The organism is Nostoc sp. FACHB-110, assembly GCF_014697425.1.
Classification (GTDB): domain Bacteria; phylum Cyanobacteriota; class Cyanobacteriia; order Cyanobacteriales; family Nostocaceae; genus Nostoc_B.
Genome location: NZ_JACJRU010000009.1, coordinates 1 through 15,291 on the forward strand (window position 1 = coordinate 1; position 15,291 = coordinate 15,291).

The following is a 15,291-nucleotide window of genomic DNA, read 5'->3' on the forward strand; positions in this document are numbered from 1 at the left end:
TGGAAAGCTACTGCCCGGCGAACTAGTGGCAATACACCGCCTTTAGTCAGGGTATTAGAACCAGAACAAGAACAAACCTTGATTATTTTATTAGATCGCGGTCGCTTAATGACGGCGCGAGTTCATGGCTTACAGCGATTTGATTGGGGTTTAAATGCTACTTTATCATTAGCGTTAGCCGGATTACATCGGGGCGATCGCGTCGGGGTGGGTGTATTCGACCACCAAATGCACACATGGGTTTCTCCAGAACGCGGACAATCTCATCTGGGTAAATTAATCGATTATCTCACCCCCATTCAGCCAGTTTTACTCGAATCTGATTATTTAGGGGCTGTGACCAATGTAGTGCAAAGGCAAACTCGCCGCGCCTTAGTAGTTGTCATTACGGATTTAGTTGATGTCACTGCTTCTACAGAATTATTAGCAGCACTCTCCCGGTTAGCACCAAGATATCTACCATTCTGTGTCACTTTGCGAGATCCCCAAGTTGATCATCTAGCGCACACATTTACTCAAGAAGTCACAGCAGCTTACAGTCGTGCTGTGGCTTTAGATTTATTAGCACAACGCCAAGTAGCCTTTGCTCAATTAAAACAAAAAGGTGTTTTGGTACTCGATGCACCAGCAAATCAAATTACTGATCAGTTAGTGGAAAGATATCTACAACTTAAAGCCAGGAATCAGTTATGAATGGTCAATTGCACTATTTTAGAGTTTTACGCCGATAAATAGAGAGGCTGACTTATATTAAAAATATGCCCAAATTAGACATTATCCACAACTCTGTAAAAAATGCACTGATAAAAGATGGCTGGGTGATTACAGATGACCCTTACATAATTCAGTATCGTAGACATAGAAGCAGAGGAGATTCAACAATGGATAAATTAACGGAGTATCCTAAGTTAATTAAGCGAATTTTAACTGAGTATGTAGAACTGAGTAATAGTAAACCAAACCCAGATATAGAGAGATTTTTGATTGTGGATGAGTCAAAAGCTAATTATATTTGGATGAATCTCGGTTGGCAGAATGGAGAACGCATTTCTGGTATAACAGTCTATGTGCGGATTCGTGATGGCAAATTCTGGATTGAAGAAGATTGGACTGAAGAAGGCATTGCAACTGATTTAGTTCGTGCCGGTGTTCCTAAAGATGATATTGTACTGGCATTTCATGAACCGCAGATGAGGCAGTATACAGACTTTGCTGTAGTATCGTAATTTTTTTCATCTTTGCCCCTACTCTGCGAGTTCCGCTTGCGGTATGTGCGAGACTTAAAATTCGTGTTTCATAACATTCATGCAAGAGGTCTAATAATTACTGATTGAGACTGAAAAATTATGGGGAGTGCAAATAATCAGGGAATTTGCTGGTGGTTTCTCGCACAGTTTACCCGCTACAGTTTAACTTTATTGCTAAGTGCGGTAATGTTTGCTGATGTTGTGGCGGCGACACCGAAAAACCAAGGGTTGCAGATAGAACAGCAAACCACTCAACAAGATACCACTCGCGCTACTGCGAAACGCCTTTTTCAAGAGGGAATGCAGTTTTATCAACAAGGAACAGCAGAATCACTGCGACAAGCAATTAGTAAATACCAAGCAGCTTTGAAGCTTTGGCAAAAACTTGATGAGCAAAGCCGGGAAGCCGAAACTCTCAATCAACTTGGCTTAGTCTACGACGATTTGGGAGAAACACAAGAAATACTCAAATATTACAACCAAGCTCTACCAATACTCCTTGCAGTGGAGGATAGAACAGGGGAAGCCACCACCCTCAACAATATTGGCAAAGTCTACCTCTCATTAGGAGAAACAGAAGAAGCACTAAAACACTTCAACCGAGCTTTACTTATCAGCCGTGCAGTGGGGGACAAAAAGGTGGAAGCCCTGACTCTCAACTATCTTGGTGTTGTCTATAACTCATTGGAAGAAAAGCAAGAAGCTCTCAAATACTATAACCAAGCTTTACCAATACTTCGTGCAGTTGGGGATAGGGAACAGGAAGCCAGCACCCTGAAAAATATTAGCTTAGTCTACGTCGCTTTAGGAGAAAAGCAAACAGCAATCAAATACCTCAACCAAGCTTTATCCATAGGCCTGGCTGTGGAAGACAAAAGAATTGAAGCTCGTACCCTCAATGATATTGGCTTTGTCTACGCCTCATTGGGAGAACCGCAAGAAGCTCTCAAATATTTTGACCAAGCTTTACCCATACTCCGTGCAGTGGGCGAGAAAAGAAGGGAAGCCACTATCCTCCACAATATTGGCGGTATGCACAAATCATTAGGAGAACCGGAAGAAGCCCTCAAATACTTCAACCAAGCTTTATCTATACGCCGTGCCGTGGGGGACAGAAAAGGGGAAATCCTCACTCTCTCTAACATGGCTTCCCTAGAATACAGACGGGGTAATTTACAACCAGCCCAAACACATATTCAAGCAGCTATTGAAATAATTGAAGATTTACGCGCCAAAATCACTAATGCAGAACTACGTGATGCTTATTCTGCATCAGTGAGAGGCTATTATGAGTTCAACACCTATCTATTGATGGAACTGCAAAAAAAGGATTGATAAATTGGCAGTAAAAGTTAGCGATCGCTCTTATCTTCTCATCAAACTACTTGGTTAAAGTGTTTGAAAATTCTCAATTGTCAAGAACAATTCCTCGTCAGCTATTTGAAAGCTGTAGTCGATGCTAATTTGGGTGGGATAACCACGCTGGCCGTTATACTGTACATCAATTCTGTCTGCTCTACGAGCGATCGCATCTACAATTACATTAAACAGTTTGGGAATTGTTCTATATCTTTCAAAAAATTCTGGGTTACTAACCGGTTCACCTGTAGTTGTGGTGATAGATGTTGTAATCCCATTTCTAACAGTAATAATTACTGGCCCTCTGGCAGCAGGCGCACAGAAGCAACTATTACTAAGCGTATAGCGGTAATTGCGGATATTTTGCTGATTCCACAAAAGATAATTTTTTCGGAAATTAGCAATCGCTAACTTGTTTTGTGTTGTCTGTACATTGGTTTGAGAAATGGCTGGTGCAGTCAAATTTATCGGCATTAATAATCCTGCACTAATCACCACAGCCCAACGCAGAAGCATCCTTTGAAACCTAAAATTTTTCAGCATTAATAATCTCCAAGTGTTTATGCTGTTCACTTTTCTTGGAAAACACTTAAGAATTTAAGGCTTATGAATCAGCTTGTCAAGTTCTCGGGTATACATAATAGGACTTACGCATCAAAACGAAAAATCAAGGGTTTTAGCGAGGGTGTAGGGGTTCAGGGGTATACTAATTCAAAATCCTTACACCCCATACCCTTTCACCTATTAACCCAATCTCCACAGATAATCTTTGTGCGTAAGTCCTGATAGTGATTCTATGAGTAAAAAGCTATGTCTGAAGTAGCCCCTCTTTCCCCAGAAATTATCCAAGCTGTGATTACCCAATATTTTGCCGCGACTCGTTCCGCTAATAAAATTGAGTCTGATGTTTCTTGAACATCCAGTACCTTAATTGTTTCAGTATGTTTGCGAACTCTTAAAAGTGCTTGGAAAGTAGTCGAAAGCTCGGTATACTTCGCAGTGATACCCAGAACTCAATCACTAACTAACTCTGAATGGAGAGTTTATTTACTACTACCGATGTTTTACTGATCACCAAAATTGCCCAAAAAGACCAATCTGCGTTATCTGCTCTCTATGATCGCTATAGCAAAATTATTTATGCGATCGCCTTTAAAAGTCTGAAATCAGCAGAAGAGAGTGAAGAAGTGGTATTGGATGTTTTCGCTCAAGTATGGCGAATTGCCGAGCGATACGATACACAAAAAGGTAGAGTCGATACTTGGTTATTTACCATCGCCCGTAGTCGCATCCTTGATCGCTTACGCAAACTGCAACGCACTCACGTATCTACTACATTTTCTTTAGATACAACAGAAATTCAGCCCAAAGCCGATAACATAGATTTGTTTGAGTCAGTATTTATTGCTGAACGGCGGAGTCGGGTAATCGCAGCCATGAAAAAATTACCAGATGAACAACGACTGGTAATTGAATTAGCATATTATCAAGGATTGACTCAAAGTCAAATTGCAGAGGCAACAGGTGTATCATTGGGAACAGTCAAAACCAGAATTCGGCTAGGATTAAAAAAGTTACAATCTATTTTTGTCACTGAGGAAGAATTTTAAGTTAGTGTCTTGCCAGATATATACACGACTTATTTAGTATTAAATCAAACTAGAACTCGATGATGCACAGCAATTCTGAAAACTACTGCTTTTGTGAACTAGCTCCCTTGTATGCTCTTGATTTATTGGATGAACAAGAGCGAAATTGGGTTGAGCAGCAAATAGCAGAGTATCCAGAATTAGCCGCAGAGTTAGCAGAGTATGAGTTAGCAGTGACAGCAATTCCTTATACTACTCCTACTGTGCCAATGGCGACAGATTTAAAAAATCGCTTGTTTGAGCGTTTAGGTTTAGATACTCCAGCACCAACCCCAGTCAAGGAAGCAGTAACACCGCCAGGATTTTTTGCAGTGCGATCGCAAGATTTGAATTGGCAACCACATGATGTCCCTGGTGTTAAAATCGCCATCTTACACATTGATCAAGTCAAGCGCGAAGTCGTCGGATTATTTCACGCCGAGCCTGGTATTCATTATCCCTGTCACCGTCATGCAGCAATTGAAGAAATATACATGATTTCTGGGGATTTGATGGTTGATGAGCAGGTTTATGGTGCAGGAGATTACATCCGTTCTGAACCAGGTTCAGTGCATAGCCCCTATACGAATGGTGGTTGTATGTTTTACTTTCATACCTCAATGGATGATGAATATCCTAGTACAAAAAGTCTGAAGTCTGAAGTCTGAAGTCTGAAGTCTGAAGTCTGAAATGAAGAAGCCCTGATATTTAGCTTTTCAGTAATTTATAATGGGTGCTTTATTTCCACCGACCTGTAATAGTTTGAAAGTGCTGAGTGCTGAGTAGAAATATTCGTTTCTAGTCCTGCTTTCATGTTTGGTTGTGAGTTTTTCCCATGAGAGACTAGCTTGCAGGAGGGTGTAGGGGAGAAGGCTAATAACTAATTTTCCCAAGGATAAATCCAACAGTAAATATTTGGCGTATACCTCTGTAGTTCAACTAATGGAGGGGTTGGATTTATTGGTATGAATATCCAGTATGTAGTTTCCCGAAAGAAATCATCACAATTATCTGACAATGCACAAATTCACTGCTCAACTTTGAAGGAGTATGACGTGACAAGTGTTTCTCAAAAAGTGGTTAAAAGATTTTCTTGCTTGGGCATTGCTATATTTGCTATTTCAATAGTTTTGACTGGCCATCCAGTTTCGGTAAATGCTTCTGAGTCTGTACCTCTAAAAGAAGATTTGGCATTAACTCCAACTAAAATAACGCAATTTACTCTACCAAGGGCTGGACTGGCTCTGGGTCGCCTGATCAGCCGAGGTCGTAGTTTTCAGGACACTGAAATTACCGACTTTATCTCAACCGCCATAGGCTCATTTAATAATGATCTTGGTGCTGCATTTGATTTACGCCAGTCTATTCCAGATGCTCAGTTTATTTATTATTGCGTTCGTCCTAGACGCATTGGACTTCGTACAGCTGACTTTCACTTTTCGACTTCACCAATTTGTCAAGATAAATTTGATGGTGGTCAACGGGCAACAAATCCCCAAACCCGACAGGTTTTAGATCCGATCCAGATATTTAAAAATCCACCTCCTGCATCACTCCTTGTTCAGACTACTCCTCTATTTGCTTGTCAAGCATTGATTAGTGGTGGTATAGAACGAGATTATTTCACCTCTAAAACTCCTAGCTGCAATGATTTTCCAACTTCTTTTCCAGTTGCGCCAGTGATCATCTCTCCAGGTAGTTCCGACCCTTCTTTGATAGGTTTTAGTGTAATCCAGCAATTCTAAGTTGAAATGTAACTGTATTCTTGATGGACACAGCTACATTAATGAAAGCGCACCAATTGAGGCGTAGTAGCGTGGCAAACTTAAAGGATTGGGTTGTTCAGTATGAAAAAGTCAAAACTTCATGATGATTGATTACTTAACCCAAAAAACTTAGACTAGACGCGCTACTACATTCATTTTTCTCTTTTTCAAGTGATAGAAGAGGGCTAATATCTAATTTTCCCAAAAATAGATCCAACAGCCAATATTTAGCGTATACCTCTGTAGTTAATCGAACTCACGTTAAATTTATTTTTTAAATTGATAGATCCAAGTTGCTATTCTTGACGTATTTAATATTGAAAACCAACAAAACAAGTATTCTGCATCAACAAAATACATAGTAAGGTGGAGTATTTACTAATATGAAAAGTCAAACAACGACCAATCAAAAAAATTGGCTACACTTTAGTTTTGCTAATATCAAAGTTCTTATAGGTGTCAGTTTATTAGCTTTAGGTTTAACAGTAGGTTGGACAACCTTAACACCAAAATCTGTAACCGCTTCTGACCACGATGATGGGGAAGTAGATACAAAAGGACGTAATTTAAATTTGACTGATTTATATGTCTTCCGTGAGCAAGACCAGAACCCAGCCGCGCGTCAAGATGATTTGATTTTAGTGATGAATACAAATCCGCGATCGCTAGCTCGGCAACAGTATTATTTTAGTACGAATGCTCTATATGAATTTAAAATTAGCCGGGTTACTGATCGAGATGCTACCCCTACAGGTCGAGAAGATGTGATTCTGCGCTTTCAATTTGATGAACCCAACAGCAGAGGCGAACAACCATTTAAATTGACTGTAATTGCTGATCGTCATAGAAGTAGCGATCGCGGTATCACTACTCCTTTAAGTGTTAATCCCAACAACCCTACTATTAACAACTTAGATTTGCGTAAAACCCCAGTCACTGTTTTTGCTGGACTGCGTGAAGACCCCTTTTTCTTTGATGTTGAACAGTTCTTCCGAGTGCGTGCAGGTGCTTTAGGTATTGGCCCGGCTGTGGGTTTTCGTCCGGCGGATCAAGCCATTGACTTTGCCAAAGGCTATAACGTGAACTCCATTGTTGTCAGAATACCCCGTTCTCTGATTGCGGGACATACCAACGCCACAGTATTTGATGTTTGGCAAACCATATCATTTAAAAACTATGCCTATGGTAAATTCCAACAAGTTGAGCGTCTAGGAAGACCTGGAATTAATGAAGGTTTAGTAGTCACTAACGATTTTCTTAACGCCTTTAACAGCATTCCCCCAACAGCCGATTTAAGCCAAGCCGCAGCACCTGTAGGAGCAGAAGCCAGGAAGACACTTAAAGCCTTGGGTAATAGTGACCAACGTGCTGACGCACTGCTGGCAGCATTTCTTCCCGATGTGATGCGAATAGATACTAATGTCCCTAGTGGTTATGCTAATGCTCTCAATGCCAAAGGCAGTCCTGTTACTGGACGTAAGCTAACAGATGATGTCATTGATACTACACTCAGCGTTCTGACTAACGGTGCTGTGACTAGCGATAACGTATCCTATACAGGGACTCCCGGCAACCCATCCCAAGGACATCAACCTTTAGTCTCGCAATTTCCTTACCTAGCATTACCAAATTAAGGCAAGGGTGCAGGGTGCGGAGAGCAGAGGGGAAATATCTCTCCCTGCTCCCTGCTCCCTGTCCCTTGTCCTCTTCTGTTCTTAGCGTATGTCTGCGTAAAAAAATGCAAATACAGCTTTTCCACTACAAATTCCCCGGAAAAATCCTTTGGGTATTGATTACCGCCCCTATATTGTTCATCATTCCTCTTCATCTCAACTCGCAACCAAATTCGCCCTACCGCTATAACTTTTCTCTCTCCTTACCTGGTACTGAAAATAGCCGTGCCACATTACAACAAGAAATCGCCTTTTACCAAACGAAAGTACGGCAAAGCCCTGATAGTGGTTTGAATTTAACTGCTTTGGCGCAAGCCTACTTAAAAATGGCCAAAGCTACGGGCGAAAGTAATTGGTATTTATTAGCAGAACAGGCAGCCAATCGCTCTCTATCTCATTTACCATTCCATAATCAAGGTGCAATTCTGGTTCTGGCTCGTGTTGCCCAAGCTAGACATGACTTTGCCGCCGCGATTCGCCTATCTGAGCAAGTCTTACAATCTCAACCCAATAACGATCATGCTCTGGCTATCTTAGTCACATCAAATCTGGCGACGGGCAATTTAACTGCCGCTAGAACCGCCGCCGATGCCTTGGTGAACAAAATTCCCACCCAAGGTAACTTAACTTTACAAGCTTTGGTATTAGTTGCCCAAGGGCAAGATAAAGCTGCGATCGCCACTTTTAAAAATGCTTTAGCAACTGAAGAGCCGGGCGAACTCGGTACTTCCGCTTGGACAAGGGTTGTATTTGGTCAATTTTATGACAAACGAGGACAGCGAGATTTAGCCGCAAGTCTCTACAACGAGGCTTTACGCATTATACCGAGGTATCCTTTAGCATTGCTGCATCTAGCAGAACAAGCAACGCGCCAAGGCAATTATCAGCAGGCGGAAAGTTTTTACGCCCAAGTTTTACCTAATTCGCAAACATCATTCACCATTTTTGACCATGCTGTGTTGCGAGGTAGAGCCAAAGTTCTGCAATTACAAGGTAAAGCCGCAGCCGCACAAACACTATTAACTCAAGCAGAAAGCTTACTGCGACAAGAAAACGCCGGACACACTAACGGTTCCTTTGGACATCGGCGAGAGTTAGCCAGGTTGTTATTAGAAAAGAATCACCCTCAAGATACGGCTGAGGCTTTATCACTGATGCAGGCGGAAATTAAGATCCGCCGTGATGCTCAAACATTGGATACCTTGGCTTGGGCTTTATTTCGCGTCGGACGTTTGCGGGAAGCGCAACAGCAAATACAAGCCGCCTTGCAATTGGGTACGCGAGATGCGGGAATATTTTACCGGGCGGGGATAATTGCCAAAGCCTTGGGAAATCAACAGCAGGCTTTGAATTACGAGAAGTTAGCCCAAAGTGTCGATCCGACTTTTAACGCCAAGGCGCGGCTGATATCAGGACTTGGTTTGGAGAATTTGGGAATTTAGGAGCGATGACAACTATGTGGCGCAGATACCGAGTGGCTTTCATCTGCTTGATTGCAGCATTTTTAGTAGTAATTGGTTGGGCTAGTCCTAGTCAAGCACATTGGGCTGATTTGGCGGTGGCGGAGGTGACGGTAGAACAGACAAAAACAGCAATGATTTTGACCTTTCCGACAGCTTTAGTACCTGGGGTTGATGATAACCGTGATGGACAACTCTCCATTGATGAAGTTACCACCAATCAATCAGAATTAGAAAAATTTTTTGGCGATCGCATCCGTCTGATTGACGCACAAGGAGAAACAGGTAAACTGGCGGTGGCTGCAACGAATAATTTACCTGGGAATATTGCGAGTAATATTCAAACTCACAGCACTTTAGAGCTAACTTATACTTGGGCGCAACCAGTCACTGGACTCGTAATTAACTACAATTTATTTCTCCCCAATGTCGCTACCGCAAGATGTCTCGCCACCGTGATGCAAGGGGGACAAATTCGTAATTTAGTCTTTACTCCCGAACAACGAGAATTTACTTTGATTAACCCTCCGATATGGCAACAAATTAGTAGCTTTGTATGGCTAGGAATTGAACATATTTTGACAGGTTATGACCATGTTTTATTTTTAATTAGTTTATTAATGCTAGGTGGTGGTTTTGGTTATTTAACGAAAGTAGTTACAGCTTTTACTATTTCTCATTCTGTGACTTTGACTTTAGCTGTATTGGATATTGTGACTTTACCAGTCAGGTTTGTCGAAAGTGCGATCGCTCTCACGATTGTTTATGTAGCGGCGGAAAATTTCTGGCGTACCAGTTTACGCTGGCGTTGGTTAATCACTTTCATTTTTGGATTAATTCACGGGCTAGGTTTTGCTGGGGTTCTCAAAGATATTCATCTGAATCAAACTAATTTGGCTTTATCCTTAGCTAGTTTCAATGTGGGTGTAGAAATTGGTCAAATAGCGATTGTCACTATTGCCTTTGTGATTTTTAGTACCATTAAAAAATATCCTGGGGAATTAATGCTACGTCGTTGCTTATCTGCTGGTGTTGTGGGCTTGGGATTAATTTGGTTTGTGCAACGAGCCTTTTATTAAATGTCTATGTGTCCTTTGTGGTTCGTTTTGTTGTTACTGGTGCATAAGTCCTGTTTTAAATATCCCACACCCCACACCCTGTTCAAAAAATTGCGTTGCTCCCCTTTATACTTAATTTATCTTTGCGCCTACATTTTGATTGATAATGTATCAAAAAAATGCCTCACATCAAATCATCTAAATTGATTATTACAGCTTGTGAGAAATTCGGGTGTAACCATGAACTGTTAATTGGGATAAATATATGGCAGGTAAATTAGAAAAAAAAGTAGCAATTATTACTGGTGCTTCTGCGGGTATTGGTGAAGCAACAGCGATCGCCTTAGCCGCAGAAGGAGCGCAAGTAGTAATCGCAGCAAGGCGTTTAGACCGTTTAGAGGCATTGGCAAAGCGGATTATTGAAAGTGGGGGTCAAGCCTTACCGATAGTAGCAGATGTGACAGATGAAGTGCAGGTAAAAAATTTGGTAGATAAAGCGATCGCAACTTTGGGAAGAATCGATATTTTAGTTAATAATGCCGGAATTGCAGTTATCGGCAATATTGACGGTGGTAATACTGCTAATTGGCGCAAAATGATTGATGTTAACGTCTTGGGAGTGTTGTATGCAACTCACGCCGTTTTACCTATTTTCAAAGGACAGAATTCTGGACATATCGTTAATATTTCCTCAGTAGCGGGGCGTACAGCTAGGGTGGGAATTGGGATATACAACGCTACTAAATGGGGCGTGAATGGTTTTTCAGAAGCTTTGCGTCAAGAAGTCTGCAAACAAAATATCCGCGTCACCATTATCGAGCCAGGTTTGGTAGACACAGAAATCAACAACCAATATATAGATGATCCCATTGTTCAGCAGCGTAGTGAAGAACGGCGTAAAACAGTCACCCCATTACAAAGCGAAGATATCGCTACTGCTATTGTCTATGCCGTTACTCAACCGCCACGGGTGAATGTTAACGAAATCCTCATCCGTCCTACCGCACAGGAATGGTAATCAAGTTGAAAATTGCAGATAAGTTTAGTTTTGATGAGATATGCTGTGACAGCGTTCTGATATTATGCCATTCGGTAGTATTGTGTTGCACAAATTAACAGAATGGCTATTTTGAATGTTCTGATTTTTTGACGCTTTGCTAAGATTTGCACGACTGAGATTACTATTTCTAAAAGCAGCCATTTCTAGATTAGATGCTTCCAGGTTTGCGCCTTGTAAATCCGTCTCCACTAGTAAAGTAAAGCTCAAATTTGAACCAGTCAAATTTGCTCCCTGTAAATTTGTATAACGTAAGTCTGCCCATTGCAAATTGGCATCTTGAAGATTGGCATTTGTCAGGTTTGCACCCTGAAGATTTGTTGAACGTAAATCAAATTCTTGTAAGTTTGCTCCTGACAAATTTACTCCCGATAAGTTACAGCCCACACATCGCTTAGTTGCTTTCATCTGTTTGAGCATATTCTGATGGAGTAAGTCATTTACTTGAGTCACAATAGTAGGAGTTAATATTAAGAATACAGGGAAAATATGACGTAACAAGTAAATCATCATCTTGGTTTTCGCTCGCTACTTATAGAAACTAATCTCCCCCTTAAATTCTGCTGTAAGATGCTTAGTTTAACTCAAAAACAGAAGTATAACTATTTGTTGGATGAGATTCTAGCAAACAAGTATTCAGCGTATAATAAACAGAATGAATTTTTTTGAGTGTCACTTTTAAAGCCGGAACCATCATAGGATGTATAGCTATTGCTAAAATGTAGTCTCCTGAGTAAATTTCAGGATTTTCTTGCGCTGGTATCACATTTTCTTTTCTTAAAATTCCTAAAAATTTACATTTTTCAGGTAATTTGATTTGGTTTAAATGAATACCACAGTAGATACTATTAGGTTGAATTAAAACTCCAAATAGACTTGGATTTTTCATATTAAAAATATTATTTCGTTAGGGATTTTATTTAGCCGATCGCAATTTGGTAGACAAGAACTTAAAAATTGTGATCGCTTTGATTGCACCATAGTAGCGACTACGAGGATAGAAAAAGCTATCTTTGTTTTCAGCATTAAGCTTTGACATAAACTATTTCCACTGTTTTGATCCTCAAATATTTAAGCAATCACTTCTCCAGATTTAAATCCGTTTTTTGACTTGACTTTTTTATTTTTAACTCTGACTTGAGGCAAATCTTTTTTATCTTTGTGTAAGTAACAAATTTCCACCAAAGTCGGCCATATTTCTAAAGAAGCATGAAATTGGCTAATGACATCATCAACTATTCTAGAGACATTCTGTTGAAAGAAATCAGGTTCAAAGCCATAAAATACCCTCGATAAATTATTTGCAAACAATTGCAAAGACTGTTTACGTTCTTCATTTTGCGTAGACAAAGAAGCTTTAATTACTTCCTGGTGAATGGCAGATATTTTTGCCAAAATCTCTTCCGAGTCAAGTAGAGTCACTTCACCAGAGTAATCAAACTTGATTCCCAAATCATCAATATGATAGACGCTGCTTTTAATTTTCTTTTTGAGTAGGCTGCATATTTCCTCATTAAAAATCTCACTGGCTAAAGGATTACGCATATAATTGTTGCGAATATGATTTTGAACGGCATCAACGTGTGCAGCTACAACACCCTCTTGTTGTATCCAAAGCCTGTAAATATAATCTTCAAATCTGAGTCGAGTGGGAAAGAAAGGTGGTAATCCTAACTGATTATCATATCCAGCTACACCACAATCCATGCGCCAATTTTTGTTAGTCACAACAGGTCTAAAATTGGTGAGAATATAATAATCATTCAGGTCATAAGGACTGATTTGATTTTCATCGTTGAGATACATATGCACAAAGTCAAGTGTATCAATATCGTTAGTGCCTGTGCGGAATGTTTGAGCAATTTTGACAATAGAATTATTTAATACTCTGCCTTTTTGTAGTAACAGAGAGTTTTCTGTAAAATAACCTTTTGTTGTATTAGTTTCTAAATCCATTGCTGTATCAAGTAAAAACTCGCCAGTTTCGTAATTTTCTGGTATATGACTAGCTTTTTTACCTAAAACATCATTAAAAGCAGTCAGTAAATCAAAAGATTTATGAATGTAGCCACCTTCTTGATTAGATTTGACTAATTTACCGCGACAAATTTCATCTGGTGATAGAGATTCTGGACTAGTTTCTATTAGTGCATCAGGGCGCATATCATCATCTGCACTAACCATTAAATGTCCAAGAGTGTACATCAGCGTAAAGTTCCGGTTTCCGCCGTAACTAGGGCGAAATAAATTCTTCACAAGTGATTCTAGTTTTTTATCTCGCAATCTGTCGTTTAAGAAAGTGATAAACTTTTCTTTTTCGTGAGGGCCAACGTAAAATACATCGTTGACTGTTTTAGTTTGTTCTAGGAGTGGATAGTATTTTTCATAGTTTGCAATGCTGGAATCATCAAATATCATGATTTTGGTTGCATGACCATTAGCCCAGAAATTTTCGTCATATTTTTCGATGGTTTGGGCTACATCTCTTAAGCGATGGGTAGGGATGACAAATACGGTTTCTTTATGTTTCATAAATCCTTTAATTTGTATTTAATAAAACTGTGATTTGTCTCAAATTTAATTAGTTATAAAAGGCGTAGGTTGGGTTGAGTAACTACACCCAACATTCACGCATACTTTGTTGGGTTACGCTATCGCTCCACCCAACCTACTATTCTCTTAACTAATCACAGCATTATTTCTAAAAATCACTGCAACGGTTTTTCGTTATGTCCAATGTTCATAAATTGCTGTATGGTTCTGGATATTTCATTTTTCAAATTGCTAGAAATTGAGTTTGATTCAACTACTAGAGCAAGACAAGCAATAGTAAAGGCGATCGCAGTTACAAATATCTGGTAAATCTTGTATAGTCTGCGCCTAGTTCTTGGCTTCATCACAACCCTTGTTTCTTCTGCTTCAGGTGGTGTTTCAACTACCAGGCGTGGGGCTAAAAACGCCGCTACTTTTTCGGCTAGTTCGCTACCTTCGGTTTTCGCCGGTAAGTAATGCCAAGTTTTTGTTTTTGGGTCAAAGATAGTAACGGATGCTATGGAACCATTTAACTAGCAGATTTTAAAGCATCTAAGGCGAGGTTTAATTTCAAAACGTTTACCCCAGGTTCACCAAAGAGTCCTAAAAAGCGACTGTCTGTATTTTGACTAATTAAAGTTTCTAAATCTTGGGGTTGGAGTCCTCGCGCTTTGGCGACACGGGCAATTTGGGCTGTGGCGGCTGCTGGGGTAATGTGGGGGTCAAGGCTGGAACCAGAGGTGTAAACTAAATCTGCGGTGGGCTGTTGGACACCGGCTGTTTTGAGTCGGTTCAAATCACCTTCAACTCGTTTACTGGGGTCAGGGTCGTCTTTACCTTTGATGCGTTCTATTAATGCTGAATTGCTGGGTGCTAAATTGCTTGCACCGGATACTCCTGTTTGTAAGACTTTAGCATCATCTTTTTTGGGGTCGGCGGTGCTGTAGCTGGTGGTGCTGGGGCGAGAGTTAAAATAGCGATCGCTATTAAATGGTTGACCAATTAAACTCGAACCTAACACTTGACCTTGAGCATTCTTAATTAAACTACCATTAGCTTGAGATGGAAATATAATTTGTCCAAAAGCAATCATCACAAACGGATAAATAATTGCCCCAATCACCCAAAGTACAAAGGTAGAACGAATTGCCCTGCTGGCTTCTTTTGCAAAACTCATTAGAATTTCTCCGGTACAAACATCACAAAAAATAAATAAGTAGAAAGGCTTAAGGTTGCTAAACCTAAAAGTCCAATAGACCAAGCTTGAAAGTGAGAAAATTCTTGTCCAGTAGTCGCATAAACAACAGGCGCAACCACCAAGTTGAAACACATTGCCAGAAATAGGTATAACGGCAGTTTTTGTTTACGCCATTGCAACCAAATTTCGCTAATTTCTGCAAATACTTGCGGTAAAAGCATCGAGAAAATATCTGTCCGAGGAAGTTTCATAGTATTGCGATAGTTATTAAAATTCACAAGGTTTAATACTCAACACTCAGCACTCAGCACTT

General features: G+C 40.2%; 17 protein-coding genes. 10 read left to right on the forward strand and 7 right to left on the reverse strand.

What is annotated here, in order from left to right:
- The 3 genes from H6G69_RS10885 to H6G69_RS10895 all read left to right on the forward strand — a co-directional run.
- Positions 1–693: DUF58 domain-containing protein (locus H6G69_RS10885; RefSeq protein ID WP_190685832.1), on the forward strand; the 693-nt coding region annotated here is incomplete at its 5' end.
- A 65-nt stretch (positions 694–758) separates the two neighbouring features.
- On the forward strand, positions 759–1,226 hold the full coding sequence (locus H6G69_RS10890; RefSeq protein ID WP_190685836.1) for a XisI protein: 468 nt from the start codon (positions 759–761) through the stop codon (positions 1,224–1,226).
- Between the two features lie 120 nt (positions 1,227–1,346).
- Positions 1,347–2,582 carry a tetratricopeptide repeat protein gene (locus H6G69_RS10895; protein WP_190685840.1) on the forward strand — a complete coding sequence of 412 codons (1,236 nt, stop codon included), beginning with the start codon at positions 1,347–1,349 and terminating at the stop codon, positions 2,580–2,582.
- A 54-nt stretch (positions 2,583–2,636) separates the two neighbouring features.
- On the opposite strand, the gene H6G69_RS10900 is transcribed toward H6G69_RS10895, so the two are convergent.
- Positions 2,637–3,149: a DUF6174 domain-containing protein gene (locus H6G69_RS10900; protein ID WP_242072036.1), complete on the reverse strand. Its 513-nt coding sequence runs from the start codon at positions 3,147–3,149 to the stop codon at positions 2,637–2,639.
- A 491-nt stretch (positions 3,150–3,640) separates the two neighbouring features.
- Here H6G69_RS10900 and H6G69_RS10905 point away from each other — a divergent pair, with 491 nt between their 5' ends.
- The 7 genes from H6G69_RS10905 to H6G69_RS10935 all read left to right on the forward strand — a co-directional run bounded on the left by H6G69_RS10905 (position 3,641) and on the right by H6G69_RS10935 (position 11,209).
- Positions 3,641–4,216, forward strand: a complete 576-nt coding sequence (locus H6G69_RS10905; RefSeq protein WP_190685842.1) for a sigma-70 family RNA polymerase sigma factor — start codon at positions 3,641–3,643, stop codon at positions 4,214–4,216.
- A 62-nt stretch (positions 4,217–4,278) separates the two neighbouring features.
- Positions 4,279–4,902 carry a cupin domain-containing protein gene (locus H6G69_RS10910; RefSeq protein ID WP_199335908.1) on the forward strand — a complete coding sequence of 208 codons (624 nt, stop codon included), beginning with the start codon at positions 4,279–4,281 and terminating at the stop codon, positions 4,900–4,902.
- A gap of 387 nt (positions 4,903–5,289) precedes the next feature.
- Complete coding sequence (locus H6G69_RS10915; protein ID WP_190685848.1) at positions 5,290–5,979, forward strand: hypothetical protein; 690 nt, start codon at positions 5,290–5,292, stop codon at positions 5,977–5,979.
- 404 nt (positions 5,980–6,383) lie between these two features.
- Positions 6,384–7,634: a DUF4331 domain-containing protein gene (locus H6G69_RS10920; RefSeq protein WP_190685850.1), complete on the forward strand. Its 1,251-nt coding sequence runs from the start codon at positions 6,384–6,386 to the stop codon at positions 7,632–7,634.
- Positions 7,635–7,738: 104 nt separating this feature from the next.
- Positions 7,739–9,115 (forward strand): lipopolysaccharide assembly protein LapB, encoded by a 1,377-nt coding sequence (locus H6G69_RS10925; protein WP_190685853.1) that lies wholly within the window; start codon positions 7,739–7,741, stop codon positions 9,113–9,115.
- 5 nt (positions 9,116–9,120) lie between these two features.
- A complete protein-coding gene (locus tag H6G69_RS10930; RefSeq protein ID WP_190685856.1) occupies positions 9,121–10,212 on the forward strand; it encodes a HupE/UreJ family protein in 1,092 nt (363 codons plus the stop codon).
- 244 nt (positions 10,213–10,456) lie between these two features.
- Positions 10,457–11,209, forward strand: a complete 753-nt coding sequence (locus tag H6G69_RS10935) for an SDR family NAD(P)-dependent oxidoreductase (RefSeq protein ID WP_190685858.1) — start codon at positions 10,457–10,459, stop codon at positions 11,207–11,209.
- A 24-nt stretch (positions 11,210–11,233) separates the two neighbouring features.
- On the opposite strand, the gene H6G69_RS10940 is transcribed toward H6G69_RS10935, so the two are convergent.
- The 6 genes from H6G69_RS10940 to H6G69_RS10960 form a co-directional block, all read right to left on the reverse strand.
- Positions 11,234–11,761 carry a pentapeptide repeat-containing protein gene (locus tag H6G69_RS10940; protein ID WP_190685861.1) on the reverse strand — a complete coding sequence of 176 codons (528 nt, stop codon included), beginning with the start codon at positions 11,759–11,761 and terminating at the stop codon, positions 11,234–11,236.
- Positions 11,762–11,822: 61 nt separating this feature from the next.
- Positions 11,823–12,137 (reverse strand): TrkA C-terminal domain-containing protein, encoded by a 315-nt coding sequence (locus H6G69_RS10945; RefSeq protein ID WP_190685865.1) that lies wholly within the window; start codon positions 12,135–12,137, stop codon positions 11,823–11,825.
- A 27-nt stretch (positions 12,138–12,164) separates the two neighbouring features.
- Positions 12,165–12,287: a hypothetical protein gene (locus tag H6G69_RS34365; protein ID WP_277883375.1), complete on the reverse strand. Its 123-nt coding sequence runs from the start codon at positions 12,285–12,287 to the stop codon at positions 12,165–12,167.
- 32 nt (positions 12,288–12,319) lie between these two features.
- Entirely contained in the window at positions 12,320–13,780 is a 1,461-nt protein-coding gene (locus H6G69_RS10950) for a hypothetical protein (RefSeq protein ID WP_190685868.1), read from the reverse strand.
- 529 nt (positions 13,781–14,309) lie between these two features.
- A complete protein-coding gene (gene kdpC, locus H6G69_RS10955; protein ID WP_190685871.1) occupies positions 14,310–14,957 on the reverse strand; it encodes a K(+)-transporting ATPase subunit C in 648 nt (215 codons plus the stop codon).
- Positions 14,957–15,229 carry a potassium-transporting ATPase subunit F gene (locus tag H6G69_RS10960; RefSeq protein ID WP_190685874.1) on the reverse strand — a complete coding sequence of 91 codons (273 nt, stop codon included), beginning with the start codon at positions 15,227–15,229 and terminating at the stop codon, positions 14,957–14,959. The genes kdpC and H6G69_RS10960 overlap by 1 nt, the downstream gene beginning before the upstream one ends.
- Between the last annotated feature and the right edge of the window lie 62 nt (positions 15,230–15,291).

Coding starts and splice junctions, on each gene's coding strand:
- H6G69_RS10890 (WP_190685836.1), top strand. CDS start 759: ATGCCCAAATTAGACATTATCCACAACTCTGTAAAAAATGCACTGATA.
- H6G69_RS10895 (WP_190685840.1), top strand. CDS start 1,347: ATGGGGAGTGCAAATAATCAGGGAATTTGCTGGTGGTTTCTCGCACAG.
- H6G69_RS10900 (WP_242072036.1), bottom strand. CDS start 3,149: ATGCTGAAAAATTTTAGGTTTCAAAGGATGCTTCTGCGTTGGGCTGTG.
- H6G69_RS10905 (WP_190685842.1), top strand. CDS start 3,641: ATGGAGAGTTTATTTACTACTACCGATGTTTTACTGATCACCAAAATT.
- H6G69_RS10910 (WP_199335908.1), top strand. CDS start 4,279: ATGCACAGCAATTCTGAAAACTACTGCTTTTGTGAACTAGCTCCCTTG.
- H6G69_RS10920 (WP_190685850.1), top strand. CDS start 6,384: ATGAAAAGTCAAACAACGACCAATCAAAAAAATTGGCTACACTTTAGT.
- H6G69_RS10925 (WP_190685853.1), top strand. CDS start 7,739: ATGCAAATACAGCTTTTCCACTACAAATTCCCCGGAAAAATCCTTTGG.
- H6G69_RS10930 (WP_190685856.1), top strand. CDS start 9,121: ATGACAACTATGTGGCGCAGATACCGAGTGGCTTTCATCTGCTTGATT.
- H6G69_RS10935 (WP_190685858.1), top strand. CDS start 10,457: ATGGCAGGTAAATTAGAAAAAAAAGTAGCAATTATTACTGGTGCTTCT.
- H6G69_RS10940 (WP_190685861.1), bottom strand. CDS start 11,761: ATGATGATTTACTTGTTACGTCATATTTTCCCTGTATTCTTAATATTA.
- H6G69_RS10945 (WP_190685865.1), bottom strand. CDS start 12,137: ATGAAAAATCCAAGTCTATTTGGAGTTTTAATTCAACCTAATAGTATC.
- H6G69_RS34365 (WP_277883375.1), bottom strand. CDS start 12,287: ATGTCAAAGCTTAATGCTGAAAACAAAGATAGCTTTTTCTATCCTCGT.
- H6G69_RS10950 (WP_190685868.1), bottom strand. CDS start 13,780: ATGAAACATAAAGAAACCGTATTTGTCATCCCTACCCATCGCTTAAGA.
- kdpC (WP_190685871.1), bottom strand. CDS start 14,957: ATGAGTTTTGCAAAAGAAGCCAGCAGGGCAATTCGTTCTACCTTTGTA.
- H6G69_RS10960 (WP_190685874.1), bottom strand. CDS start 15,229: ATGAAACTTCCTCGGACAGATATTTTCTCGATGCTTTTACCGCAAGTA.